24 protein-coding genes, 1 pseudogene and 1 riboswitch are annotated in these 23512 nt (G+C 67.5%); of the genes and pseudogenes, 10 read left to right on the top strand and 15 right to left on the bottom strand.

Features of this window, described 5'->3' with window-relative positions; translation table 11 throughout:
• The first annotated feature begins 61 nt into the window (after positions 1-61).
• From WI26_RS03640 to WI26_RS03620, 5 genes are all read left to right on the top strand, one after another.
• On the top strand, positions 62-1048 hold the full coding sequence (locus WI26_RS03640) for a LysR family transcriptional regulator (protein ID WP_069225209.1): 987 nt from the start codon (positions 62-64) through the stop codon (positions 1046-1048).
• Between the two features lie 30 nt (positions 1049-1078).
• A complete protein-coding gene (locus WI26_RS03635) occupies positions 1079-2077 on the top strand; it encodes a 2-hydroxyacid dehydrogenase (RefSeq protein ID WP_059468511.1) in 999 nt (332 codons plus the stop codon).
• Between the two features lie 119 nt (positions 2078-2196).
• Positions 2197-2964 carry a 5,6-dimethylbenzimidazole synthase gene (bluB, locus tag WI26_RS03630; RefSeq protein ID WP_069226344.1) on the top strand — a complete coding sequence of 256 codons (768 nt, stop codon included), beginning with the start codon at positions 2197-2199 and terminating at the stop codon, positions 2962-2964.
• A 284-nt stretch (positions 2965-3248) separates the two neighbouring features.
• The gene (locus WI26_RS03625; protein WP_059537836.1) at positions 3249-4418 is read left to right on the top strand and encodes an MFS transporter; all 1170 of its coding nucleotides are present in this window, start codon (positions 3249-3251) and stop codon (positions 4416-4418) included.
• A 132-nt stretch (positions 4419-4550) separates the two neighbouring features.
• Positions 4551-5711 (top strand): MFS transporter, encoded by a 1161-nt coding sequence (locus WI26_RS03620; protein WP_069225208.1) that lies wholly within the window; start codon positions 4551-4553, stop codon positions 5709-5711.
• Positions 5712-5867: 156 nt separating this feature from the next.
• On the opposite strand, the gene fahA is transcribed toward WI26_RS03620, so the two are convergent.
• From fahA to WI26_RS03595, 5 genes are read right to left on the bottom strand one after another with little or no spacing between them, the layout of a single operon-like run.
• Positions 5868-7172, bottom strand: a complete 1305-nt coding sequence (fahA, locus tag WI26_RS03615; RefSeq protein WP_069225207.1) for a fumarylacetoacetase — start codon at positions 7170-7172, stop codon at positions 5868-5870.
• The gene (hmgA, locus tag WI26_RS03610) at positions 7169-8503 is read right to left on the bottom strand and encodes a homogentisate 1,2-dioxygenase (RefSeq protein WP_069225206.1); all 1335 of its coding nucleotides are present in this window, start codon (positions 8501-8503) and stop codon (positions 7169-7171) included. Before hmgA ends, fahA begins: the two co-directional genes overlap by 4 nt.
• Before the next feature lie 15 nt (positions 8504-8518).
• Entirely contained in the window at positions 8519-9880 is a 1362-nt protein-coding gene (locus tag WI26_RS03605; RefSeq protein WP_069225205.1) for an MFS transporter, read from the bottom strand.
• Positions 9877-10107 carry a DUF2783 domain-containing protein gene (locus tag WI26_RS03600; protein ID WP_014897947.1) on the bottom strand — a complete coding sequence of 77 codons (231 nt, stop codon included), beginning with the start codon at positions 10105-10107 and terminating at the stop codon, positions 9877-9879. Before WI26_RS03600 ends, WI26_RS03605 begins: the two co-directional genes overlap by 4 nt.
• A gap of 29 nt (positions 10108-10136) precedes the next feature.
• Positions 10137-11825, bottom strand: a complete 1689-nt coding sequence (locus WI26_RS03595; protein ID WP_069225204.1) for an FAD-dependent oxidoreductase — start codon at positions 11823-11825, stop codon at positions 10137-10139.
• A 379-nt stretch (positions 11826-12204) separates the two neighbouring features.
• On the opposite strand from WI26_RS03595, the gene WI26_RS03590 reads away from it, so the two are divergent.
• A complete protein-coding gene (locus WI26_RS03590; RefSeq protein WP_069225203.1) occupies positions 12205-13008 on the top strand; it encodes an EAL domain-containing protein in 804 nt (267 codons plus the stop codon).
• A gap of 193 nt (positions 13009-13201) precedes the next feature.
• Here WI26_RS03590 and WI26_RS03585 read toward each other — a convergent pair whose 3' ends face one another.
• Both WI26_RS03585 and WI26_RS03580 read right to left on the bottom strand, forming a co-directional pair.
• Positions 13202-13612, bottom strand: coding sequence for a GFA family protein (locus WI26_RS03585; protein WP_059468503.1), 411 nt, complete (start codon positions 13610-13612; stop codon positions 13202-13204).
• A gap of 127 nt (positions 13613-13739) precedes the next feature.
• Positions 13740-14531, bottom strand: coding sequence for an IclR family transcriptional regulator (locus tag WI26_RS03580; protein ID WP_059508865.1), 792 nt, complete (start codon positions 14529-14531; stop codon positions 13740-13742).
• 221 nt (positions 14532-14752) lie between these two features.
• Between WI26_RS03580 and WI26_RS03575 the strand changes: the two genes are divergently transcribed.
• Positions 14753-15940, top strand: coding sequence for an acyl-CoA dehydrogenase (locus tag WI26_RS03575; RefSeq protein ID WP_069225202.1), 1188 nt, complete (start codon positions 14753-14755; stop codon positions 15938-15940).
• A 141-nt stretch (positions 15941-16081) separates the two neighbouring features.
• Here WI26_RS03575 and WI26_RS03570 read toward each other — a convergent pair whose 3' ends face one another.
• Complete coding sequence (locus tag WI26_RS03570) at positions 16082-16720, bottom strand: peroxiredoxin (RefSeq protein WP_069225201.1); 639 nt, start codon at positions 16718-16720, stop codon at positions 16082-16084.
• A 318-nt stretch (positions 16721-17038) separates the two neighbouring features.
• Between WI26_RS03570 and WI26_RS03565 the strand changes: the two genes are divergently transcribed.
• The 3 genes from WI26_RS03565 to WI26_RS03555 all read left to right on the top strand — a co-directional run bounded on the left by WI26_RS03565 (position 17039) and on the right by WI26_RS03555 (position 18354).
• Entirely contained in the window at positions 17039-17341 is a 303-nt protein-coding gene (locus WI26_RS03565) for a DUF883 family protein (protein ID WP_006754606.1), read from the top strand.
• 136 nt (positions 17342-17477) lie between these two features.
• A complete protein-coding gene (locus tag WI26_RS03560) occupies positions 17478-17867 on the top strand; it encodes a phage holin family protein (RefSeq protein ID WP_059468500.1) in 390 nt (129 codons plus the stop codon).
• A gap of 43 nt (positions 17868-17910) precedes the next feature.
• Complete coding sequence (locus WI26_RS03555; protein ID WP_069225200.1) at positions 17911-18354, top strand: DUF3318 domain-containing protein; 444 nt, start codon at positions 17911-17913, stop codon at positions 18352-18354.
• 60 nt (positions 18355-18414) lie between these two features.
• Here WI26_RS03555 and WI26_RS03550 read toward each other — a convergent pair.
• From WI26_RS03550 to glyA, 7 genes and pseudogenes are all read right to left on the bottom strand, one after another.
• Positions 18415-18866, bottom strand: a pseudogene (locus WI26_RS03550) (type IV pilin protein).
• Positions 18863-19411 (bottom strand): pilus assembly protein, encoded by a 549-nt coding sequence (locus WI26_RS32905; RefSeq protein ID WP_081334274.1) that lies wholly within the window; start codon positions 19409-19411, stop codon positions 18863-18865. Before WI26_RS32905 ends, WI26_RS03550 begins: the two are co-directional and overlap by 4 nt.
• A 104-nt stretch (positions 19412-19515) precedes the next feature.
• Positions 19516-20355 carry a PilW family protein gene (locus tag WI26_RS03540; RefSeq protein ID WP_081334220.1) on the bottom strand — a complete coding sequence of 280 codons (840 nt, stop codon included), beginning with the start codon at positions 20353-20355 and terminating at the stop codon, positions 19516-19518.
• Complete coding sequence (locus tag WI26_RS03535) at positions 20339-20761, bottom strand: PulJ/GspJ family protein (RefSeq protein WP_069225199.1); 423 nt, start codon at positions 20759-20761, stop codon at positions 20339-20341. The genes WI26_RS03540 and WI26_RS03535 overlap by 17 nt, the downstream gene beginning before the upstream one ends.
• Positions 20758-21318, bottom strand: a complete 561-nt coding sequence (locus WI26_RS03530) for a GspH/FimT family pseudopilin (protein WP_069226342.1) — start codon at positions 21316-21318, stop codon at positions 20758-20760. The genes WI26_RS03535 and WI26_RS03530 overlap by 4 nt, the downstream gene beginning before the upstream one ends.
• A 153-nt stretch (positions 21319-21471) precedes the next feature.
• The gene (gene nrdR / locus WI26_RS03525) at positions 21472-21951 is read right to left on the bottom strand and encodes a transcriptional regulator NrdR (protein WP_006760615.1); all 480 of its coding nucleotides are present in this window, start codon (positions 21949-21951) and stop codon (positions 21472-21474) included.
• Between the two features lie 6 nt (positions 21952-21957).
• Positions 21958-23205, bottom strand: coding sequence for a serine hydroxymethyltransferase (gene glyA / locus WI26_RS03520; RefSeq protein ID WP_069225198.1), 1248 nt, complete (start codon positions 23203-23205; stop codon positions 21958-21960).
• Positions 23206-23342: 137 nt separating this feature from the next.
• Positions 23343-23443, bottom strand: a riboswitch (ZMP/ZTP riboswitch).
• Positions 23444-23512 lie beyond the last annotated feature (69 nt).

The raw sequence follows: 23512 nt of genomic DNA, 5'->3' as shown, positions 1-23512 counted from the left end.
CAGGTCGTGCAACGAAAAATCACAACCAAAATCAATCAACCGGGCCAGAAATTCGCGAGCCATGAACCAGATTCAGACCATGCGTGTGTTCGTCTGCGTCGCCGAACAGCAGAGCTTCCGGCGCGCCGCGCACCATCTAGGCGTGTCGAATGCGCTCGTCACGCGCTCGATCGCAATGCTCGAGTCTCACCTGAACACGCGGTTGATTCACCGCACCACGCGCAACCTGTCGCTGACCGAGGCCGGCCTGCGCTACCTCGACGGCTGCCGGGCGCTGCTCGAGGAATTCGACCACCTCGAAGCGTCCGTCGCGCACGCCGTGCGCGAGCCGGCCGGCACGCTGCGGGTCGTCGCGTCGGGGTTGCTGTCGCCGCTTGCGCTGACGCCGCTCGTCAGCAGTTTCCGGCACCGCTACCCCGAACTGCGGGTCCAGCTCACGGTCGCCGAAGGGCCGCTCGACGTGCTCGATTCCGGCTACGACGTCGGCATCGCGACAGGCAACCGGCTTGACGGCAACCCGACGCTGATCGGCCACGCACTTGCGCCGAACCCGTTCGTCGCGTGCGCGGCGCCCGCGTATCTCGAACGGCGCGGCGAGCCGCGCACCCCCGAGGATCTGCCGGGCCACGACTGGGTCGCGCTCGCACCGCACCAGCATGCGCCCGCGTGGCGGCTGGTCGGCCACGACGGCGTCACGCATTCGATCACGGTGCGCCCGACCTGCACGGTCAACCAGCTGGCGCTCGTACAGGCGGCAGCCGTCGCCGGGTCCGGCATCGCGGTGCTGCCCGAGCCGAGCATCGCCGATGCGCTCGCCACCGGCGCGCTCGTGCGGCTGTTGCCCGCCTTCCGGATCGACGACCCGGACGCGCAGCTATCCGTCGTCTACCCAAATCGCCAGTACGTGCCGGCCCGCACGCGCAGCTTCGTCGAGCATGCGCTCGAGCATTTCGGCACGCAGGCGGCCCGCGAACGGACCGGCTACGGCTTCCTGCGCACGCCCGATCGCGCCGACATCGTCACCGGCCGGCAGACGGGCCTGCAGTAAACTGCACGCGACAGCCATCGGAGGTGCAGCGTGCGTGTGATCCTGTTCAGCAGCCGGCAGTACGACGACGAATCCTTTACCGCCGCCAACCGGCAATTCGGCTATCGGCTGCACTTCCAGCCGTCGCACCTCGACGCGGAAACCGCGATCCTCGCGCACGGCTACGAGGTCGTCTGCCCGTTCGTCAACGACACCGTCGACGCGGCAGTGCTCGAACGGCTCGCCGACGGCGGCACACGCCTGATCGCGCTGCGCTCGGCGGGTTTCAACCACGTCGACCTGGCGGCCGCCGAGCGGCTCGGCATTGCCGTCGTGCGCGTGCCCGCGTATTCGCCGCATGCGGTTGCCGAACACGCGGTCGCGCTGATCCTCGCACTCAACCGCCGGCTGCCGCGCGCGGTGGCACGCACGCGCGAAGGCGACTTCTCGCTGAACGGCCTGCTCGGCTTCGACCTGCATGGCAAGACCGTCGGCGTGATCGGCACCGGCCTGATCGGCAGCGTGTTCGCGAAGATCATGATGGGCTTCGGGATGCACGTGCTCGCGCACTCGATGCCGCCGTACGACGACGAATTGATCGCGTTCGGCGCACGCTACGTCGAACTCGACGAGTTGCTGCACCATGCGGACATCGTCAGCCTGCACTGCCCGCTGCTGCCGTCGACGCACCATCTAATCAACGCGCAGACGCTCGCGCGGATGAAGCACGGCGCGATGCTGATCAATACCGGCCGCGGCGGCCTCGTCGACGCGCAGGCGCTGGTCGACGCGCTCAAGAGCGGCCAGCTCGGCCATCTCGGGCTCGACGTGTACGAGGAGGAAAGCGGCCTCTTCTTCGAGGATCACTCCGACCTGCCGCTGCAGGACGACGTACTCGCGCGCCTGCTGACGTTCCCGAACGTGATCGTCACGTCGCACCAGGCATTCTTCACGCGCGAGGCGCTCGCCGAGATCGCGCACACGACGCTGCTGAACATCGAGGCGTGGCACGCCGGCACGCCGACCAACGTCGTCACGACGGGACGCTGACCGACGGCGTTCGGCGCAAGCGATCCGTCAACGATCCATCATTTTGTTTCGACTGATGTAACGCCGCACGCCCGGCGTCTGCTATCGTTGCGCCGACCTCTCCCTTGCTTCTGCCGCTCATGCGTTTCGACGACTCCGCCATTGCCGCGGTCTACCGCGCCATCTTCGAACGGCGCGACATGCGCCACTTCACGCCGGCGCCCGTCGATCCCGCCACGCTCGCGCGGCTGCTGCGCGCCGCGCACCATGCGCCGAGCGTCGGCTTCATGCAGCCATGGCGCTTCATCCGCATCACCGATCCCGCGCTGCGCACCGCGATCCACGCGCTGGTCGAGGCCGAGCGCCGCGCGACGGCCGACGCGCTCGGCGAGCGGCAGGACGAATTCATGCGGCTGAAGGTCGAAGGCGTGCGCGAATGCGGCGAGTTGCTGGTCGTCGCGCTGACCGACGATCGCGAGCGCCACGTATTCGGCCGCCGCACGCTGCCGGAGATGGACCTCGCATCCGCCGCCTGCGCGATCCAGAACATGTGGCTCGCCGCACGCGCGGAAGGGCTCGGGATGGGCTGGGTATCGCTGTTCGACGTCGACGCGCTGCGCACGCTGCTCGGCATGCCGGCCGGCGCGAAGCCGATCGCCGTGCTGTGCGTCGGGCATGTCGATGCGTTCTATGCGAAGCCGATGCTCGAGGAAGAGCGCTGGGCCGCGCGGATGCCGATCGAGGCATGCCTGTTCGAAAACGGCTGGGACGCACCGGTGACGCAGGCCGCCGATTGCACGGCGGACGCCGGCACGACAGCCGGATCGCCGTCATCGCCATCGCCCGCCGGCGCCGAACCCGATGACCGCTCCGACTCGACACCCGCCGGCGCGGGGCACGAGCGCTGACCGATCGTCGATCGACCGCATACCCGAACGCAACGCGCGCGGAACGGCCGCTCCACGGGCTTCGCTCCGACCCGAATTTCATGCGCGCCACCGCCATCCGCCCCGAATCCCACACTGTGGCGCAGCCCTGCCATGACCACGTCGCACGCCGGCAACATCTGTTTTGGCCCCGAGCATAGGGGTTTTCACTGAAGTAGAATCGCGGCTGACGCCTCCCCCGCCCTGCCCGTCCCGCGCATCCCGCGCCGGCTCCCGGGCCACGGCCTTTTCCGCAGCCCACCGCGATGCCATTACCTCTTTTCGCCCTAGCCGTCGCCGCATTTGGAATCGGTACCACCGAGTTCGTGATCATGGGGCTGCTGCCCAATGTCGCCCGCGACCTCGGCGTGTCGATCCCCGCCGCCGGAATGCTCGTGTCGGGCTACGCGCTCGGCGTGACGATCGGTGCACCGATTCTCGCGGTCGTTACCGCGAAGATGCCGCGCAAGCGGGCGCTGATGGGCCTCATCGGGCTGTTCATCGCGGGCAACCTGTTCTGCGCGATCGCGCCCGGCTATGCGGTGCTGATGGCCGCGCGCGTCGTCACCGCGTTCTGCCATGGCGCGTTCTTCGGGATCGGCTCGGTGGTCGCGAGCAACCTCGTCGCGCCGAACCGGCGCGCGCAGGCGATCGCGCTGATGTTCACCGGCCTCACGCTCGCGAACGTGCTCGGCGTGCCGCTCGGCACCGCGCTCGGCCAGGCATACGGCTGGCGCGCCACGTTCTGGGCCGTCACCGGCATCGGCATCGCCGCGGCCGCCGCGCTCGCGGTGTGCCTGCCGAGGAACCTCGCGATGCCCGACACCAGCATCACGCGCGAATTCAGCGTGCTGAAGCACCCGCAGGTGCTGATGGTGCTCGGCATCAGCGTGCTTGCGTCCGCGAGCCTGTTCAGCGTGTTCACGTACATCACGCCGATCCTCGAGGACGTGACGGGCTTCTCGCCGCGCCAGGTCACCTACGTGCTGCTGTTGTTCGGTCTCGGCCTGACGGTCGGCGGCACGCTGGGCGGCAAGCTCGCCGACTGGCGCCGGATGCCGTCGCTGATCGCCACGCTCGCGCTGATCGGCATCGTCCTCGCGCTGTTCGCGGGCACGATGCACGTGCCGTTCGCGGCGCTCGCGACGATCTTCGTGTGGGGCATCCTCGCGTTCGCGATCGTGCCGCCGCTGCAGATCCTGATCGTCGATCGCGCGAGCGACGCGCCGAACCTCGCGTCCACGCTGAACCAGGGCGCATTCAACCTCGGCAACGCGACGGGCGCCTGGCTCGGCGGGATGGCGATCGGCTCCGGCGTGTCGCTCGTGAATCTGCCGTGGGTCGGTGCGGCGATGGCGGTCGCCGCGCTCGCGCTCACGCTGTGGTCGGCGTCGCTCGAACGCCGTCCGGTGAGCGGGCCGACCGGATACGTATGACGCGCGCGCAGCGGCGACGCGCGGCGGTGCGGCAGCCGGCCGCGTGCCGCCGCGTTCGTTGCGCAAACAACGCCATGCAACCCTGATGGCCTTCATGGACCTTTCAGGGTTCGCGGTGTAGCATCGCGGCCGATGAAAGCCATTCTCAATCGTGATTTCCTCGCGCTGATCCTGAGCGTCGCGGTCGTCGGTCTCGGCACCGGCGCGACGATGCCGCTCACCGCGCTTGCACTGACCGAAGCCGGACACGGCACCAATGTCGTCGGCATGCTGACGGCCGCGCAGGCACTGGGCGGCCTCGCGATCGTCCCGTTCGTCACCGCGCTCGCGCGGCGCATCGGCGCACGCCGTGCGATCGTCGTGTCCGTCGTGCTGCTCGCGGCGGCCACGGCGCTGATGCAGTTCACGTCGAACCTGATGGTATGGGGCGTGCTGCGCGTGCTGTGCGGTGCGGCGCTGATGCTCCTGTTCACCATCGGCGAGGCGTGGGTCAACCAGCTCGCCGACGATTCGACGCGCGGCCGCGTGGTCGCGATCTACGCGACCAATTTCACGCTGTTCCAGATGGCGGGGCCCGTGCTCGTCAGCCAGATCGCCGGCGCGACGAGCATCCGCTTCGCGCTGTGCGGCGCGCTGTTCCTGCTCGCGCTGCCGACGCTCGCGACGATCCGCCGCGCGCCGCTCGCCGGCGACGATGCGCATCACGCAGCGCACGACAGCTGGCTTGCCGTGCTGCCGCGCATGCCCGCGCTGATCATCGGCACCGGCTTCTTCGCGCTGTTCGATACGCTCGCGCTGTCGCTGCTGCCGCTCTATGCGATGGATCACGGCGTCGCGAGCGCGACGGCGGTGCTGCTCGCGTCGATCATGCTGTTCGGCGACACCGCGATGCAGTTCCCGATCGGCTGGCTCGCGGACAAGCTCGGCCGCGAACGCGTGCATCTCGGCGCCGGCTGGATCGTGCTCGCGGGCCTGCCGCTGCTGCCGTTCGTGATCGCGAACCCGTGGCTGTGCTGGCCGCTGCTGTTCGTGCTGGGCGCGGCCGCCGGCAGCATCTACACGCTGTCGCTCGTCGCATGCGGCGAACGCTTCCGCGGCGCGGCGCTCGTCACCGCGAGCTCGCTCGTGTCGGCATCGTGGAGTGCCGCGAGCTTCGGCGGCCCGCTGGTTGCAGGTGCATTGATGGAGCAACTGGGCAGCAACGCGCTGATCGGCGTGCTGGTCGTGTGCGTCGCCGCGTTCGTCGCGGCCGCGCTGTGGGAGCGGCGCGCCGCGTTGCAGCGCGCGGTCTGACGCTGCCGCTGTCGCTGGCGTGAGCGCCGATGCTCGTGTCCAGCGTCACGCACCGGCGCGTGCGCGTCGCCATCCGCCGCCACAACGAAAACGGCCCGCGCAATGCGGGCCGCCCTGTCCTTCCGGACTACGCGTCGCGAGTCGCGGTGCAGTCGGTTATCCGCCGTGCGCCGGCAGAATCTTGCCCGCGCATGCGCCGAACCCGACGCGATAGCCGTCGCCCTGGCACCAGCCCGCGAGCGTGAGTTCGTCGCCGTCCTCGATGAAGGCGCGGCTGCCGCCGCCGTTCAGCGCGAGCGGCTCCTTGCCGTTCCACGTCAGCTCGAGCAGGCTGCCGAACGAATCCTTCGTCGGCCCGCTGATCGTGCCCGATCCCATCAGGTCGCCGACGCGCGTGTTGCAGCCCGCGACCGTGTGATGCGCGAGCTGCTGCGCCATCGTCCAGTACATGTGCCTGAAGTTGGTGCGGCAGATCGACGTCGCCTCGGCGGCCCCTTCGGGGCGCAGCGTCACTTCCAGCGCGATGTCGAATGCGTGCTTGCCCGCGTGCCGCAGATACGCGAGCGGCTGCGGCGACTGCTCGGGCTGCGCGACGCGAAACGGCTCGAGCGCGTCGAGCGTGACGATCCATGGCGAGATCGTCGTCGCGAAGGTCTTCGCATTGAACGGGCCGAGCGGCACGTATTCCCACTGCTGGATGTCACGCGCGCTCCAGTCGTTCAGCAGCACCATCCCGAAGATGTGCGCTTCGGCATCCTCGCATGCGATCGGCTCGCCGAGCGCGTTCCCCTTGCCGACGATGAACCCCGTCTCCAGCTCGATGTCGAGCTTGCGGCATGCGCCGAACACCGGACGCTCCTGGTCGGGCAGCTTCAGTTGCCCGTTGGGGCGCCGCACCGGCGTGCCGCTGACGACCACCGACGACGCGCGGCCGTTGTAGCCGATCGGCATTTCGGACCAGTTCGGCAGCAACGCATTCTTCGGATCGCGAAACATCGAGCCGACGTTGGTCGCATGCTCCTTCGACGAATAGAAATCGGTGTAACCGGGAATATCGACCGGCAGATGCAGCGTCGCATCACGTTGCGCGACGAGCACTTGCGCGCGCAGCGCGGCGTCGTCGCGCAGTCGCGCGTCGTCGCGCGAGAACAGGTCGGACAGCTGCACGCGCACGCTGCGCCATGCGTCGCGACCGAGCGCGATGAACGGGTTGAGCGTCGGCGCGGCGAACACGTCAGCACCGGTCGGCAGCGTCACGAGGCCCGCACGCGCGAGCGCGGCGAGGTCGACGATCTGGTCGCCGAGCGCGACGCCCGCGCGCCGGGCCGATTGCTTCGCATCGCTGAAGATCCCGAACGGCAGGTTCTGGATCGGGAAATCGCAGGCGGGATCGTTCACCGTGTCGACCCAGCTCTTGCGGGCGGGGTCGAGCGTCGCGCGCCAGTCTTGGGTGTCGCTCATCGTTGCTCCGGATTGAAGTGTTTCTTGATGCCTTGCCAGCACTCGAAGTAGTCGGCCTGCAGCTGCGCGGTGTCGAGCGCATAGCGCGTCGGCCGGATCAGCGTGCGGGTTTCGAACATGAACGCCATTGTCGCGTCGACCTTGTGCGGCTTCGTCGTGTCGCTCGCCGACGCCTTCTCGAACGTGTCCGCATCCGGCCCGTGGCCCGACATGCAGTTGTGCAGGCTCGCGCCGCCCGGCACGAAGCCTTCGGCCTTTGCGTCGTACGCGCCGTGCACGAGCCCCATGAACTCGCTCGCGACGTTGCGATGGAACCACGGCGGGCGGAACGTATCCTCGGCCGCGAGCCAGCGCGGCGGGAAAATCACGAAGTCGATCGTGTCGACGCCGGGCGTATCGCTCGGCGACTGCAGCACGAGGAAGATCGACGGATCGGGATGGTCGAAGCTGATCGAACCGATCGTGTTGAACAGGCGCAGGTCGTATTTGTACGGCGCGTAGTTGCCGTGCCACGCAACGACGTCGAACGGCGAATGTCCGATGTCCGCGCGCCACAGGCGCCCGTTCAGTTTCGCGATCAGCTCGAACGCGCCTTCGCGATCCTCGTACGCGGCCTGCGGCGTGAGGAAATCGCGCGGGTTCGCGAGTCCGTTCGAACCGATGGGCCCAAGGTCGGGCAGGCGCAGCAGCGCGCCGAAGTTCTCGCAGATGTAGCCGCGCGCGTCGCCGTCCGGCAGCGCGACGGAAAAACGCACGCCGCGCGGGATCACCGCAATCTCGAACGGTTCGACATCGAGCCGGCCGAATTCGGTCGCGATGAAGAGCCGCCCCTGTTGCGGCACGATCAGCAGTTCGCCGTCGGCGCTGTAGAAGAAGCGGTCCTGCATCGAGCGGTTCGCCGCGTACAGGTGGACCGCGCAGCCGTTCATCGCGGCCGCCGAGCCGTTGCCGGCCATCGTCACGAGCCCTTCGACGAAATCGGTCGGCTCCACCGGCATCGGCAGCGGATCCCAGCGCAGCTGGTTCGGCGGCGTCGGCGGCACGTCGGCCGAGTCGGCGAATTCCGACACGAGCCGCTGCGGGCCCGTGAACGGCTCGAACGGCCGGTGCACGGCCGCCGGACGGATCCGGTACAGCCAAGAGCGGCGATTGTGGCTGCGCGGTGCGGTAAACGCGGTGCCCGACAGTTGCTCCGCATACAGCCCGTACGGCGCGCGCTGCGGCGAGTTGCGCCCGTGCGGCAGCGCGCCGGGCAGTGCCTCGGTCGCGAATTCGTTCGCGAAACCGCTCAGGTAGCCGGCTCGCGCCGGTTTCGACAGGTCAAGCGTCATCGTTTCCTTTCTCCATCAATTCATGGCGGCGTTCGGCGCCTGCGCAGCGCTGCGACGCGTAACGCCGGCCAGTCCCAGCACGAACAGCGCCGAGCACAGCACGGGCAACGCGGCCGCATGGAACAACGCGCCGTTGGTCCAGTTGAGCGCGATCAGTTGTCCGCCGACGAGCGGCCCGAGCACCGAGCCGATCCGGCCGATGCCGAGGCTCCAGCCGATGCCGGTCGAGCGCAGCGACGTCGGGTAATACTGGCCGGCGAGCGCATTCACGGCCGGCTGCCCGCCGACCACGCAGAATCCGCCCGCGAACACGACGATCAGCAGCCACGGCAGCGCATGCGCGACCGAGCCGATCAGTCCGACCGAGACCGCCGCGCATGCGAAGCACGCGAACAGCACGCGCACGAAGCCGTAGCGTTCGATGAACCAGCCGAGCGACAGCGTGCCGATCACGCCGCCCGTCTGCAGCACCGTGCCGACGATCACCGCCGTGCCCGGCGAATAGCCCGCGTCGCGCATCACGGTCGGCAGCCAGTTCGACAGGAAGTACAGGTCGATCAGGTTCATGAAGCTGATCGCCCACAGCAGCAGCGTGACCGGCAGGCGGCCATCGCGGAACAGCTCGGCGACCGGCGCGCCGCTCGCCGCGCGCTCGCGCACGACGAGGCGCGTGCTCGCATCGATGCCGGCCTGAGGCGCGAAGCGCGCGAGCCACGCGCGTGCCTGCGTGTCGCGCCCTTTCAGCACCAGGAACTGCAGCGACTCCGGCAGCCGCGCGAGCATCGCGACGGTCAGCACGAGCGGCACCGCGCCGCCGACGAAGAACACCGAGCGCCAGCCGAGCGCCGGAATCAGCGCGGCGCTGATGAAGCCGCCGATCGCGGCGCCGAGCGTGAAGCCGCACGACACGATCATCATCCGCTTCACGCGATGCGCGGCCGGGCTGAATTCGCCGACCAGCGCCATCGCGTTCGGCATGATGCAGCCGAGGCCGAGGCCCGTGACGAAGCGCAGCGCCATCAGCACCGGGATCGAACCCGCGAACGGCGTCGCGAGCATCGTCGCCGCGAAGAACAGCGTCGAGCCGATCAGCACCGGGCGCCGCCCGATCCGGTCGGCCAGCACCGACAGCCCGAGCGCGCCGAGCAGCATCCCGAACAGGCTCGCGCTGAACACCGGCCCGAGCGCCTGCTTCGGCACGCCCCATTCGGCGATCACGCTGGGCGCGACATACCCCATCGCCTGCGCATCGAAACCGTCGATCACGAGACACAGCCCGCACAACGCGAGCAGCATCCAGTGAAAACCCGGGCGGTGGGTCTCGTCGATCACGCGCTCGACTTCGAGCACGCGCGCGTCGGCCGGCGCCGCGCTCATTGCGCCACCTCGGCGGCGGGATGCACAGGAGGCGTCACGCCCTGGCGCGCGAGCGCCATCGCTTCGCGCAGCACGTCGGCATCGCCGATCTGGTTCGCGAGCAGCAGGATCAGCTTCGCGTTGACGAGCTGGCTGTCGGCGTCGGACAGGTCGCGATGCATGTCGATCAGCGCTTCGTAGAACGCATCCGGATCGGCCAGGCGCGGGCGGGTGTCGAGTCGGGGCATGACGGGTGTCTCCGGTATCGTTGTCGTGTTCAATGCGATGTTCCGCGCGCGCAGGTCGCGCGCGCCAGCGCGTCGGCGACCGCCTGGCGCTCGAGCGAGCGCATCCGCGCACAGACGTGCTGGTCGGGGCGCAGCAGGTAGAACGTGCCCGGCTTCGCGTCGTAGCGTTGCGCGGCGAGGCCGTCAACGTCCTCCACGACGTCGACTCCGGCCACCGGTTGCGCATGCCCGGCCGGCACGACCAGCACCGGCCGCACCGGCAGCGCCAGGCCGTCGAGGGCCTGCGCGAGTGCGGCGGCGTCGCCCGGCAGCCCGAACAGCACGCCCGTGAAGCCGTCGCCCAGATGCCGCAGCAGCCAGCCCGACACGCCCTGCGCGCGCACCGGCGCATCAGCGGCGGCCGCGCCCGCGCGCATCGCGCACGCGAACACGTCGCCGTTGCGGTCCGGCGTATTCAGCGGCGAATCGGCGAGTACCGCCGGCACCGACAGGCGGCCGCTGTTCACGAGCTTGCGCGCGAATTCGCAGTCGCGTGCAAGCTTCAGCGTCGCGTCGCGGAACACGCGCGACACCGCGCTTTTCGGCGTGATGAAATCGGTCGAGCGCGTCGAGTTGCGGATGTTCTCGTCGGCCGCGAATTCGCGTTCGCTCGCATAGGTGTCGAGCAGGCGGTCATCCGCGCGGCCGTCGAGCACGAGCTTCAACTTCCACGCGAGGTTGTCCGCGTCCTGCACGCCGCTGTTCGCGCCGCGCGCGCCGAACGGCGACACGCCGTGCGCGGAGTCGCCCGCGAACAGCACGCGGCCGTGCCGAAACGTATCCATCCGCTGGCAGCGGAATGTATAGACACTCACCCATTCCAGCTCGAACTCGACGTCCGGCCCGAGCAGCGCGCGCACACGCGGGATCACGCGCTCCGGCTGCTTCTCGGCGACCGGGTCGGCGTCCCAGCCGAGCTGGAAGTCGATGCGCCACACGTTGTCGGGCTGGCGGTGCAGCAGCACCGACTGGTTGCGGTGGAACGGCGGATCGAACCAGAACCAGCGCTCGGTCGGGAATTCCGCCTTCATCTTCACGTCGGCGATCAGGAAGCGGTCCTTGAACGTGCGGCCGCGGCTCTCGAGACCCATTGCCGCGCGCATCGGGCTGCGCGAGCCGTCGGCCGCGATCACGTACTGTGCGCGCAGCGTCTCGATGCCTTCCGGCGTCTCGACGGTGAGCGTGGCGTGTTCCGCCCCTTGCGCGACACCCGTCACCTTGTGCTTCCAGCGGATGTCGATGTTCGGCAGCGCGAACGCACGCTCGGCCAGATAGCCTTCGACGTAGTACTGCTGCAGGTTGATGAACGCGGGACGCGCATGGCCTTCCTCCGGCAGCAGGTCGAACGCATACAGCTGTTCGTCCTGCAGGAACACCTTGCCGACGTGCCAGCTCACGCCCTTGTCGACGAAGCGCTCGCCGCAGCCGAGCCGGTCGAAGATCTCGAGCGTGCGCTTCGCGAAGCAGATCGCGCGCGAACCCGTCGACAGCGTGTCGTCGTCGTCGAGCAGCACGACCGGCACGCCCTGCTGCGCGAGATCGATCGCGGCCGACAGGCCAACCGGGCCCGCACCGACGACGATCACCGGGTGGATGGCCGCATCGTCGCCGGCGGCCCGCGTCGCGCGCGGCTTGTAGTCGAATTTCAGCGTCTGGTAATCGATGCTCATGGTCGCCATCCGCTCCTCAGCGCTGCCGCGCGCGCGCCGAAGCGCATGGCTTCGTCCCGCTCATGCCCGTTGCCCGCCGCTGCCGCGGCCCGCCCTGCCTCGCCCACCTGCTGTCAACCGCCACGTCTCGCTCCTTGCTTCCTGTTGATTCGATTCGGGAAACGGCGCCGCTCCGGGCGCCCGAACGCCGCTTTTCTTGATCGGCGACAAATCTTTGGATTTACGAATAGTAAAACCAATTACGAATAGTGAAATCAACGTAAACCCTAGCCATCGACGCGAGGGCGGGATAACCATATGAGCGAAACGCCGAGCCGAGCCGGGCACGCGCTGCTAATATCAAGTCATGAGGCGGCCGTTTGGGCCGCCATTTTTCCTTCCTACGCCAATGATTCCGCCCAACATTCCCGAGCTGGTCGTCCGTGCGGGGCAATTGCCGTATCTGCGGGAACACCTTGCGCTCGCCGAGGGCGGCACCGCGTGCGCAAAGCTGCCGGAGCGCACGCTCGCGAGCGCCTATGAGCCGATCTACGACGTGACGATGCCCGGCGCGCCGCAGTCGACGTCATTCGCCGACGCGATCGAACGCTACGGCGACGAACTCGGCTTCCAGGCCGTCACGCTGGTCACGGGTGCGCCGCACGATCCGGTCGACTCGGCCGTCGACGACCAGACGCTCGTCGCGATCGACCGGCTGTCCCGCGCGCTGCATGCGATCAACTTCTTCGGCGCGCAACGCCACGGGCTGCTGTTCCTGCGCGTGCACGAACGGCTGCTCAAGAGCGTGAAGTACGATCACGGCAAGCATTTCTGGTCGGTGCTGCAGCGCTTCGGGCTGCCGACCGAGCGGATCGTGATCGAGCTGCCGGCCGCCGCGGTCGCACATAAAACCTTCCTCGGCTACCTGACGCGCAGCTACCAGCATCACGGCTTCAAGGTTGCCGATAAGCTGCCCGACCCGGGCCGGATCCTCGCGGTCGAATCGGAGATGGCGCGTCCCGACTACATCAAGATGGATGCAGGCATCGCGTTGCGCGACGGGATGGTGAAGGCGCTGGTCGCATATGCGCAGCGCGTGCGGATTCCACTGATTTTCGACGGCGTCGTCGACGAGACGCAGTGCGAGCTGCTGCGCCAGCACGACGTGCGGTTCATGCAGGGGCCGGTGTTCGCGAAGGTCGTCCCGGCCTGAGCGAGGGGAGAACCGGCCCGCGCGCGGTGCGGCGCGTCGGATGACGGAATCCGGTGTCGGTATTGCGTCGGGAATCGGGGACGGCGTGCATCGTCGCTCGATGCCGGCCGGTTCCGTTTCCGCTCATCCGTGAAAGGTCGAACGCGCTTGCGCGCGGATTCGACGCCGGCACGTCGACATCGACGGCCGCCGCCTACGCTCTTCCGCCATCGTCGAATTTCGGCAGATCGTCGTCGATCTCGATGCCCGGGAAGCGATCCCCGTACCAGACGTGCCATGCGGGACGCAGCCGCGCCGGCTCGTCGAGCGTCGCATAGTTGATTTCCACGGTCGTCGGCGCATCGGCCAGCCGGTACTCCAACTGCGCGCCGCAGCGCCCGCAAAAGCGCCGCTCGCCCCAGGCGCTCGACGCATAGACCGTCGGCTCGCCCTGCAGGTATTCGAATGCGTCGAGCGGCACCGATGCCGACGCGACGACCGCCGCCCCCGTCGTGCGCTGACAGAGCCGGCAATGGCAAAAGCCTGCGTCGGCCGGAATGCCGGCGATCCGATAGCGGATCGCCCCGCATGCGCAACCGCCTTCCATGGTTTCCAGGTGGGACATCGCAAACCTCGTCATCGTCGCGGAACGGGTGGACGATGATGAGCGCGGTTCGCTCGCGGTGCAATCGTCGGCGGCGCCCACGCCGGTGCGTGGTCGACCCGGCGACGCGCCGCTCGCGGCGCCCGGTTCAGACCGTCTGCCCGAGCCGCTGCGCGAGCGCCTTCAGCTTCGGCCCGATCTGCGTGCGGAACACGTTCTCGTCCATCGACGACGCGGGCCCGCTGCAGCTCAGGATCAGCCAGCGCCCCTCGCGCGGCTCACGAAACGGCACGGCCGCCGCGTTCACGTCCATGTGCCACGCGCGGAACGAATAGCAGCATCCGCCCGTGGAGAACTCGGCCACCGCGTGCTGCGCGGCCGCGACGAGCGCATCCGCGTCGGCCGCGCCGCCGGCCGCCCGGTGCAGATCCGCATAGAGCGCGCGGCGCACGTCCTCCGGCTGCACGGCCAGGTACGCGCGCCCCATCGAGCTCGTCAGCATCGACAGCCGCGAGCCGGGCGCAAGCCCGAGCGTCAGCGCGGTTTCGCTGCGGATTGTCTCCAGATAGATCATGTCGAGCCCGTCGCGGCAGCCGAGCGACACGGCCGCGCCGATCTCGCGCGCGAGCGCCTGCATGTGCGGCCGCGCGAGATCGAGTGTCCCGGAGCCGGACAGCAGCGCGTAGCCGAGCGACAGGACGCCGGCGTCGAGCGCATACTTTCCGAGCGTCTCGTCATAACGCAGGTAGCCGAGCACGGTCAGCGTATAGGCGAGCCGGTTCACCGTCGCCTTCGGCAGCCCGGTGCGCTCCGCGAAGTCGCGATTGCCGAGCATCGTCTCGCCGGGCCGGAATGCACGCAGCAGATCCAGCCCGCGCGCGAGCGCAACGACGAACTTGCGTTCGTCGATCGTGGTTTCGTCGATGGTTGAAAGCGTCATGTGATGCTACACTGGGTTCGTTTTGCAAAACATTGTTCCGCACAGCGGAACTACAGTCAAGCGAACTTTAGACATCGGGCCAGGCAGCGAAGCGCCAACCCCGGACCGACCGCAAACCATGGGATCAGGGCAAGCACCGAAGCGCCATCTCTGGCCGACCGCGAAGCATGGGGCCAGAGTACGCGCTGAAGCGCCAACTCTGGCCGACAGGAGATAACACGATGAGCGCTGCAACTTTTCATTGGGATGATCCGCTGTTGCTCGACCAGCAACTGACCGAAGAAGAGCGGATGGTGCGCGATGCCGCGCAGGCGTATGCGCGGGACAAGCTCGCGCCGCGCGTCACCGAGGCGTTCCGCCATGAACGCACCGATGTCGAGATCTTCCGCGAGATGGGCGAGATCGGCCTGCTCGGCCCGACGATTCCGGAAGAATACGGCGGCCCCGGCCTCAATTACGTGAGTTACGGGCTGATCGCGCGCGAAGTCGAGCGCGTCGACTCCGGCTACCGCTCGATGATGTCCGTGCAGTCGTCGCTCGTGATGGTGCCGATCCACGAATTCGGCTCCGACGCACAGAAGCAGAAATACCTGCCGAAGCTCGCGAGCGGCGAATGGATCGGCTGCTTCGGGCTGACCGAGCCGAACCACGGCTCAGATCCGGGCAGCATGGTCACGCGCGCGAAGAAGGTGCCCGGCGGTTATTCGCTGTCCGGCGCGAAGATGTGGATCACCAACTCGCCGATCGCCGATGTGTTCGTCGTGTGGGCGAAACTGGAGGAAAACGGCAAGGACGCGATCCGCGGCTTCATCCTCGAGAAAGGCTGGAAGGGCCTGTCTGCACCCGCGATTCACGGCAAGGTCGGGCTGCGCGCGTCGATTACCGGCGAGATCGTCCTCGACGAAGTGTTCGTGCCCGAAGAGAACCTGATGCCGAACGTGAGCGGCCTGCGCGGCCCGTTCACGTGCCTGAACTCGGCGCGCTACGGGATCGCCTGGGGCGCGCTCGGCGCGGCCGAATCGTGCTGGCACACCGCGCGCCAGTACGTGCTCGACCGCAAGCAGTTCGGACGGCCGCTCGCCGCGAACCAGTTGATCCAGAAGAAGCTCGCCGACATGCAGACCGAGATCACGCTCGGCCTGCAGGGCGTGCTGCGTCTCGGCCGGATGAAGGACGAAGGCACGGCGGCCGTCGAAATCACGTCGATCATGAAGCGCAACTCGTGCGGCAAGGCGCTCGACATCGCGCGACTCGCGCGCGACATGCTCGGCGGCAACGGCATCTCGGACGAATTCGGCGTCGCGCGCCACCTCGTGAACCTCGAAGTGGTGAACACGTACGAAGGCACGCACGACATCCACGCGCTGATCCTCGGCCGCGCGCAGACGGGCATCCAGGCATTCTTCTGATCATTCGCGCGATACGCGACGACACCCGTCGCGTCATGTCGTCGCCGCTGAAACGACACGGCCCGCCCGGCATCGCTGCCCGGCGGGCCGTTTTCATCGGTGCGTGCGTTCGTCACGCGCCGCCGACGCGGCAGCCGCTGCTTACTTGTTCGGCTGCGGCGTGAGGCGCAGGTACGGACGCACGGCGTTGAAGCCCTTCGGGAAGCGCTTCTTCAGCTCTTCCGGATCCTGCAGCGACGGCACGATCACGACGTCGTCGCCGTCCTTCCAGTTGCCGGGCGTCGCGACCTTGTAGTTGTCGGTCAGTTGCAGGGAGTCGATCACGCGCAGCACTTCGTCGAAGTTGCGGCCGGTGCTGGCCGGATAGGTGATGGTGAGCCGCACCTTCTTGTTCGGGTCGATCACGAACAGCGAGCGCACCGTCAGCGTTTCGTTCGCGTTCGGGTGGATCATGTCGTACAGCTGCGATACCTTGCGGTCCGCGTCGGCGATGATCGGAAAGCCGACGACGGTCGACTGCGTTTCGTTGATGTCGTTGATCCAGCCCTTGTGCGATTCGACGCCGTCGACCGACAGCGCGATCACCTTCACGTTGCGCTTCTCGAATTCGCCCTTCAGCTTCGAGGTCAGCCCGAGTTCAGTCGTGCATACCGGCGTGTAGTCGGCCGGGTGCGAGAACAGGACGCCCCAGCTGTTGCCCAGCCACTCGTGAAACTTGATGGGGCCCAGGCTCGATTCCTGCTCGAAATCCGGTGCGATGTCACCAAGACGCAGACTCATGATGTTCCCTCCTCGAACGATGCTGGTTGAAACCGCGCGCTGGACGGCGCGGGACAGTCCATCAGCTTACGGGAAGCAATGGGCGGTGCGAACGATTATTCCGTTTGATATTCATACTTTTTTGTCATTTTTACCCGGTATCCGCGCAGGCCGGACGTCCGCAACGGAAACTTTTCGCAGCATTTGCGGCTCTGTCACTGCTTACGAGTCGTTTACCATGTGGTCTTGCACCGCCGCCGCGTGTCTTCCCGGCTCGCCAGCAGGCAGGGGTTTCGCTACGATGTGAACCTGCAGCATGACAGCATGAAGGGAGTTGCAATGTCGGAAATCAACAAGGAGAAACTGATGTCGGATATCAAAACCGTTCTCGCGGACGCCGAGGATCTGCTCAAGCAGGCAGCGAGCAGCACGGGCGACCGTGCGGCCGAGCTGCGCGAGAAAGCCATGTCGCGCCTGAAGCAGGCCAAGGAAAAGGCAACCGACGTCCAGGTCGTGGTGGTCGAGAAGGGCAAGAAGGCCGCGCGCGCGACCGACGACTACGTGCACGAGCATCCGTGGACGTCGATCGGCGTCGCCGCTGGCGTCGGTGTGCTGATCGGCCTGCTGATCAACCGCAAGTAACGCGCTCAGCGCCGTTCCGCTCCATGCGCCATCCCGTGTGCCGCCCCGTGCGGCGCATGGGTGCCGAGGCCAGCCGGCGGTTCGCCCCCGGCCGGCTTTGCCCTAGCCGCTCATTGCGCGCACAAGCGCCTCATCCATGACGACAGACACTCACCCGCAGCCGTCCGGCCAGGGACCGCTGCGCCGCCTCGTCGGCTCCGCGATCGGCCTCCTGCAAACGCGCCTCGAACTGGTCGGCATCGAGCTCGCCGAGGAGAAGGAACGCCTGATGGGCGTGCTGTTCCTCGGGCTCGCGGCCATGATGCTCGCGACGATGGCGCTCATCAGCCTGACCGTGCTCGTCGCGATCGCGTTCTGGGATACCTATCGCTGGCAGTCGCTCGCAGCCATCACCGCGCTGTACGCGATCGCGGGCATCGTATGTGCGCTGAAAGCGCGTTCGGGCCTGCGCGACGCGCCGACCGTGTTCGAGGCGACGCTCGCCGAACTCGAGAAAGACCGCGAGATTTTCCGCGGCAAGCCGTGAACGCAGTCGCGTTTCCCTCTCTCACCTACTTCGCCGACGCGCCATGAGCCAGAACGTCACGGGCCATTCAACCCGCCCCCATTCGTCGCGATCGAACTGGAGCGCGTCGCAGCATCGCGCACTCCGCAAGGAATTGCTGATCCTGCGATCCGAGGTCGAGCGGCTCGAGCTTGCCGAAGCCGCCGCCGAAATGCGCCACGCCGTCACGCGCTTCAGTTGGCTCAAGGTGTTCGTCCCCGGCCTGTCGGGCACCAGGTTCAGCCAGTCCGCCAAGAACCTGAACGCGAGCCTCGGCCAACTCGTCAACCAGTACCCGATGTTGAGTTCGCTCGCGTCGCTCGTGCTGGCGAAACCCGTTCGCTCGCTGCTGCGCGCGAGCGCGGGCCCCGCGTTGAAGTGGGGCTCCCTCGGCTTCGCCGCATGGGAGGTCTACCGGATCTGGAAACAGTCGCGCGACGAGCGCGGAACTGCCGCGAACGACGACTGACGCGCAACGACAGGCGCACGGCGCCGCGCCGATGCACGTTTTCCGTGTGTGATCGCGTGATCAACGCGCGCCCCAGCATGCCCGCTCCCATGCGTCGACCTGCGCGTCGTTCGATCCTGCGTTGCCTTTAGTCCCGTCCGCACGCAGCGTGAATGCGCCGCATGCGTCGTCGCGCATCGGGCCGCCATCGAGCGGGCGTGCAACGAGTTCGTACGCCACCGGCGCATCATCGCCGACGCTCGCCGCAGCGTCACGTGGTAGACCGCTTGACCGTCCGGGGGCGCCTGCGAATATGCGTCCGGCAGCGTCCGTGGCGGCGCGCCGTCGAGCGTTTCGAGATACTGAGCTGCGCGGTAGAGCGCAGCGACCGCGGACGCGCGATGCACGCGCACGACATGCTCGCGATACGATGGGATACCCCACCCGGCCAGCACGGCCGCGATCGCGAGCACGATCATCAGTTCGAGCAACGTGAACGCCACCGACCGGCGCATCGATGCGGGCCATTTCATCGATGAACCGCCGCGACGCGACGCCACCGCTGTGCAACGATGCGTCCGTCTCGCAGCGCGATCTGGCGCTGCAGCCAGACCGCGCTTGACGCATGGCCACCGACACCACGCGCGGTAACGAGATAAGCGCGACTCCCTTGAGGACCGATACCTCGCCAGGCTTCGATCAGGCAACGCGGCGGCTCGGCCGCCATCGGCCACGAAGCGAACGGGGCGAATGCTTCGGCGACGCTCAGCGCGGGCGCACGCCGCCATGCGTCCGGCTCGCCGGGTGACGCGGGTGCGTCGATGTACGGCGCCCAGCCTCCGAGCAATCGCGCCGTGCAGGCTGCCAACGCTGCATCGGCTGCATGAAATGCGATCAGCCGATCCGACAATGCACGCGCGCGGCGCGATTCCGTCAGTGCGGATTCGAACAATGTGCCGGTCAGCGCGGCGACTGCCGCTCCGACCGCGATTACGGCGGGCAGCGCCAGACCCGCGTCACGACGCCAGCCGCGGCTGGCGGACGGACAACGCATGCGTGATGTTGTCCCGCTCGGCATGGGGCCTTCATCGCGAACCGCATGTCGCGGAACGCCACGGCGTGCTGCCTTGCGCGGCCTGCGGAATCGCATCGCGAGTTCGTCGACGGATCGATTTGCGTCGATCATCGCAACACCCCTTGATCCCGCGCCGCGTCACCCAGCGGATCAGTGAATGCGACCACGGCATTGCGCAGCGCGACGATTCGATGCAGCACCAGATGCGCGCGACCATCCGACGAAATGGCTGTGCGGCCGTCGCAATCGACATGACGCGCGGGCTCGTGCATCGGTTCGCCACGCGCACGGACGCACACGTGCACGGCAACGACATCGCGCCAGTCACCGCTGCCTATCGCTCCGGCGTCGACAAACTGCGCGTTTTTTCTACGAAGGTAGCGCACGCGCAGTTGATCGATGCCGGACACGACGGGTTGCGGCGTACCCGGGCGCCCGCTGCCCTCGCAGTACAACTCGGGCTCGCCGGTCGACGGACTGACATGCGCATCGAAACGATTTTCCACGAGCGGCCGCTCACCCGGCGCGCCAACACCCTGCCCGAGACAATCAGACACCTGTGCCCCGATCGTCGGCCATGTCGACACGGTATCGCCGACATAACGAACCAGCAATGCGTCCGACGCTGCGCGCACGGCTTCGCAGCGCACCTGCGCTCCATTGCCTCGCACACGGCCCGCGGAACAGCCGAACACCGCCGGTAACGATGGCGGCCCTTCGACGTCGAGCGGGCGAAACCCGGCCATCTGGATCTGCTGGCCGATCAGCATCAGTGCGGTCGAGGCCGCATCGCGCATCCGGAACCCGTCTTCCGCTCGCCGCTGCGCGACGCGCTGGACGTGGTACAGCGTACCGGCAGCGGCAAGCACCAGCAGACCGACCGTCATCGCGATCAGCACTTCGAGCAGCGTATGCGCGCGGCTGCGGCGTTCACCGTTCATCGGCATTGACCTCTGCCTCCCGAAACGGCATGCGCACGCACGACGGTGGCACGGCCGTTACCCGCGCACTGTCGCAGCGCGCCGATGTCGGCGCGTAGGCGTGAGCGTCACGCCAGCCGACCGTCACGTAGCGGACATCGGCCGGCGCACCGTCGAGCGCCGTCGTGCCGTCTGGCAATGATGCCGACGCGAGCGCCGCGATGCCGTCGTCGGAGCCTGCCACCGCACGCCGGCTCTCAATGCGAGCATCGGCCAGCCACAGCGCGCGTTCACGCCAGATCGTCGCCCGCTGCGCGCGCGTCATCGCAAGCTGGCTGCCGGCCACGGCCAGCATCACGGTGGCGAGTAGCGCGACGGCCAGCACCGCTTCGAGCAGCGACGTGCCGTGCATCGACTTTCGCGCGCGCTTCATGCCGCTTCGCAGCGACCAGTGACGACGCGCGCCCGGCCGCCCGCCGCGATCCGGATGCAGCGCGACACGCGCGTGTCGTCACCGGACAGCATGCGCTGAGGACGCAACTCGAAACGCCTGATCCCTCCAAGCACCTGGCCCGCCGGCGGAGCAAATGCCAGATCGTGCGCCGCCCCCGCGACAGCGATGTCGGCATCGCGCGGATAGCGCCGCAGCACGCGCGATCGTCCGTCGAATTGCCCGCTGACGATCCAGCCGCACGACCATCCCGCGAGGTCACACCGCTCGCCGGAATGCATGCAGCCGCCGTCGCGCCCGGCCCTGCACAACGTCACGCGCACGCCGAGCCGTGTCGCCTCGGTGCGCGCGAACGACAGCGCACCGAGCAATGCGCGCGAGCGTGCATCCACACGTTCACGCATGTGCCACTGATCGAATGCCGGCACTGCGTATAGGCCGATCGCGGCCGCCAGCGCGATCGCGACCATCAGCTCGACGAGCGTAAAACCGCCGCTACATCGCATGCATCGTTCAACGCCCGATCGGTGCAGTCCCATCGCCATCGCCCTCCGTCAACGTGATGCGACGACTGTAGCGACGCAAGCAGACACGCGCCATTAGCCGAACGGCCGACTGGCGACATGCGATCGCGGCCGACACAATCGGCGCGAACCGAACCCACGGAGAAGACGATGAACGGACGCAGCGCGTCAGCGCTTACGCGGAGGTTTGGAGGGGGACGCGCGACGGAACTCTTCGATCACGTCGGCAAATTCGGAAACATCCTCGAACCGGCGATAAACCGATGCGAAACGGACATAGGCGATCGTATCGAGGCCGCGCAACTCGTTCATCACGAGTTCGCCAAGCTTCTCGCTACGCACTTCACGCTCGCCGGTCGCGAGCAGTTGATATTCGATGCGGGCAACCGCCGCGTCGATCGCGTCAGCCGCAACCGGCCGCTTGCGCAGCGCGAGTTGCATGCTGGCGACGATCTTGCGACGGTCGAATTCCGTGCGACTGCCGTCCTTCTTCACGACGGCCGGCAGGTTCAGCTCGACCCGCTCGTACGTCGTGAAGCGCTTGTCGCAAGCCGAACAACGACGGCGCCGACGAATCGCGGCGCCATCTTCGGACACGCGCGAGTCGACGACCTGCGTGTCCTCATGCCGGCAGAACGGGCAGCGCATGCCGGATCAGCGATAAACCGGGAAGCGCTTGGTCAGCTCGGCCACTTGCGCGCGCACGCGCTCGATCGTCGCTGCATCTTCCGGGTTCTCGAGCACGTCGGCGATCAGGTTGCCGACCATCTCCGCTTCCGCCGGGCCGAAGCCGCGCGTGGTCATCGCCGGCGAACCCAGACGGATCCCGCTCGTCACGAACGGCTTTTCCGGATCGTTCGGGATCGCGTTCTTGTTCACCGTGATGTGTGCCGCGCCCAGCGCCGCTTCCGCCGCCTTGCCCGTGATGTGCTTCGCGCGCAGGTCCACCAGCATCACGTGGCTTTCCGTACGCCCCGACACGATCCGCAGCCCGCGCTTGACCAGCGTTTCAGCCAGCACCCGCGCGTTCTCGACCACCTTTGCCTGGTACGCCTTGAATTCCGGCGACAGCGCTTCCTTGAACGCCACCGCCTTCGCCGCGATCACGTGCATCAGCGGGCCGCCCTGGATGCCCGGGAAGATCGCCGAGTTGATCTGCTTCTCGTACTCCGCCTTCATCAGGATCACGCCGCCGCGCGGGCCGCGCAGGCTCTTGTGCGTCGTCGTCGTCACGAAGTCCGCGTGCGGCACCGGGTTCGGATACACGCCCGCCGCGATCAGGCCCGCGTAGTGCGCCATGTCGACCATCAGGTACGCACCGACCGACTTCGCGATCTTCGCCAGACGCTCGAAGTCGATCTTCAGCGCGAATGCCGACGCGCCCGCCACGATCAGCTTCGGCTTGTGTTCGTTCGCCAGTTTCTCGGCGGCGTCGTAGTCGATGTCTTCGTTTTCGTTCAGACCGTAGCTCACGACGTTGAACCACTTGCCCGACATGTTCACCGGCGAGCCGTGCGTCAGGTGGCCGCCGTGCGCGAGGCTCATGCCCATGATCGTGTCGCCCGGCTTGAGCATCGCGAAAAACACGCCCTGGTTCGCCTGCGAACCCGAGTTCGGCTGCACGTTCGCGGCTTCCGCGCCGAACAGCTGCTTCACGCGGTCGATCGCCAGTTGCTCGACCACGTCGACGTATTCACAGCCGCCGTAGTAACGCTTGCCCGGATACCCTTCCGCGTACTTGTTCGTGAGCTGCGAGCCCTGTGCGGCCATCACGGCCGGGCTCGTGTAGTTTTCCGATGCGATCAGCTCGATGTGCTCTTCCTGGCGGCGGTTTTCCTGCTCGATCGCTGCAAAGATTTCGGGGTCGACGTTCGCGATGGTGCTTTGGGCTCTGTCAAACATACGGTTTCCGTTAAGTGTGTACAGGTTGACCGGAGTGGCCGAGTACATTGCGCTGCTGGCGGAACCAGCCCGACGTGGCGGAAGAATCCGTATGACGCGAGGCAGGACAGCCACCGGCGATGCACGCGACGGCGCACAACGGCTGCCCAGGCGAACGGCAAAAACGGCGCCCCGCGCTTCACGGTGGGATGCTCCACCTTGAACCCGAAGGGTTCTATCGCCAGTCACGCAGGGGTGATGAGCGCGTTAGTGTATTGGATGCGTCATGAATAGGCAACCGCACGGCAGTAGCCCGGAAACAATAAGG

Source organism: Burkholderia diffusa, assembly GCF_001718315.1.
Lineage (GTDB): Bacteria > Pseudomonadota > Gammaproteobacteria > Burkholderiales > Burkholderiaceae > Burkholderia > Burkholderia diffusa_B.
This window is presented reverse-complemented; position numbering and strand designations above follow the sequence as displayed.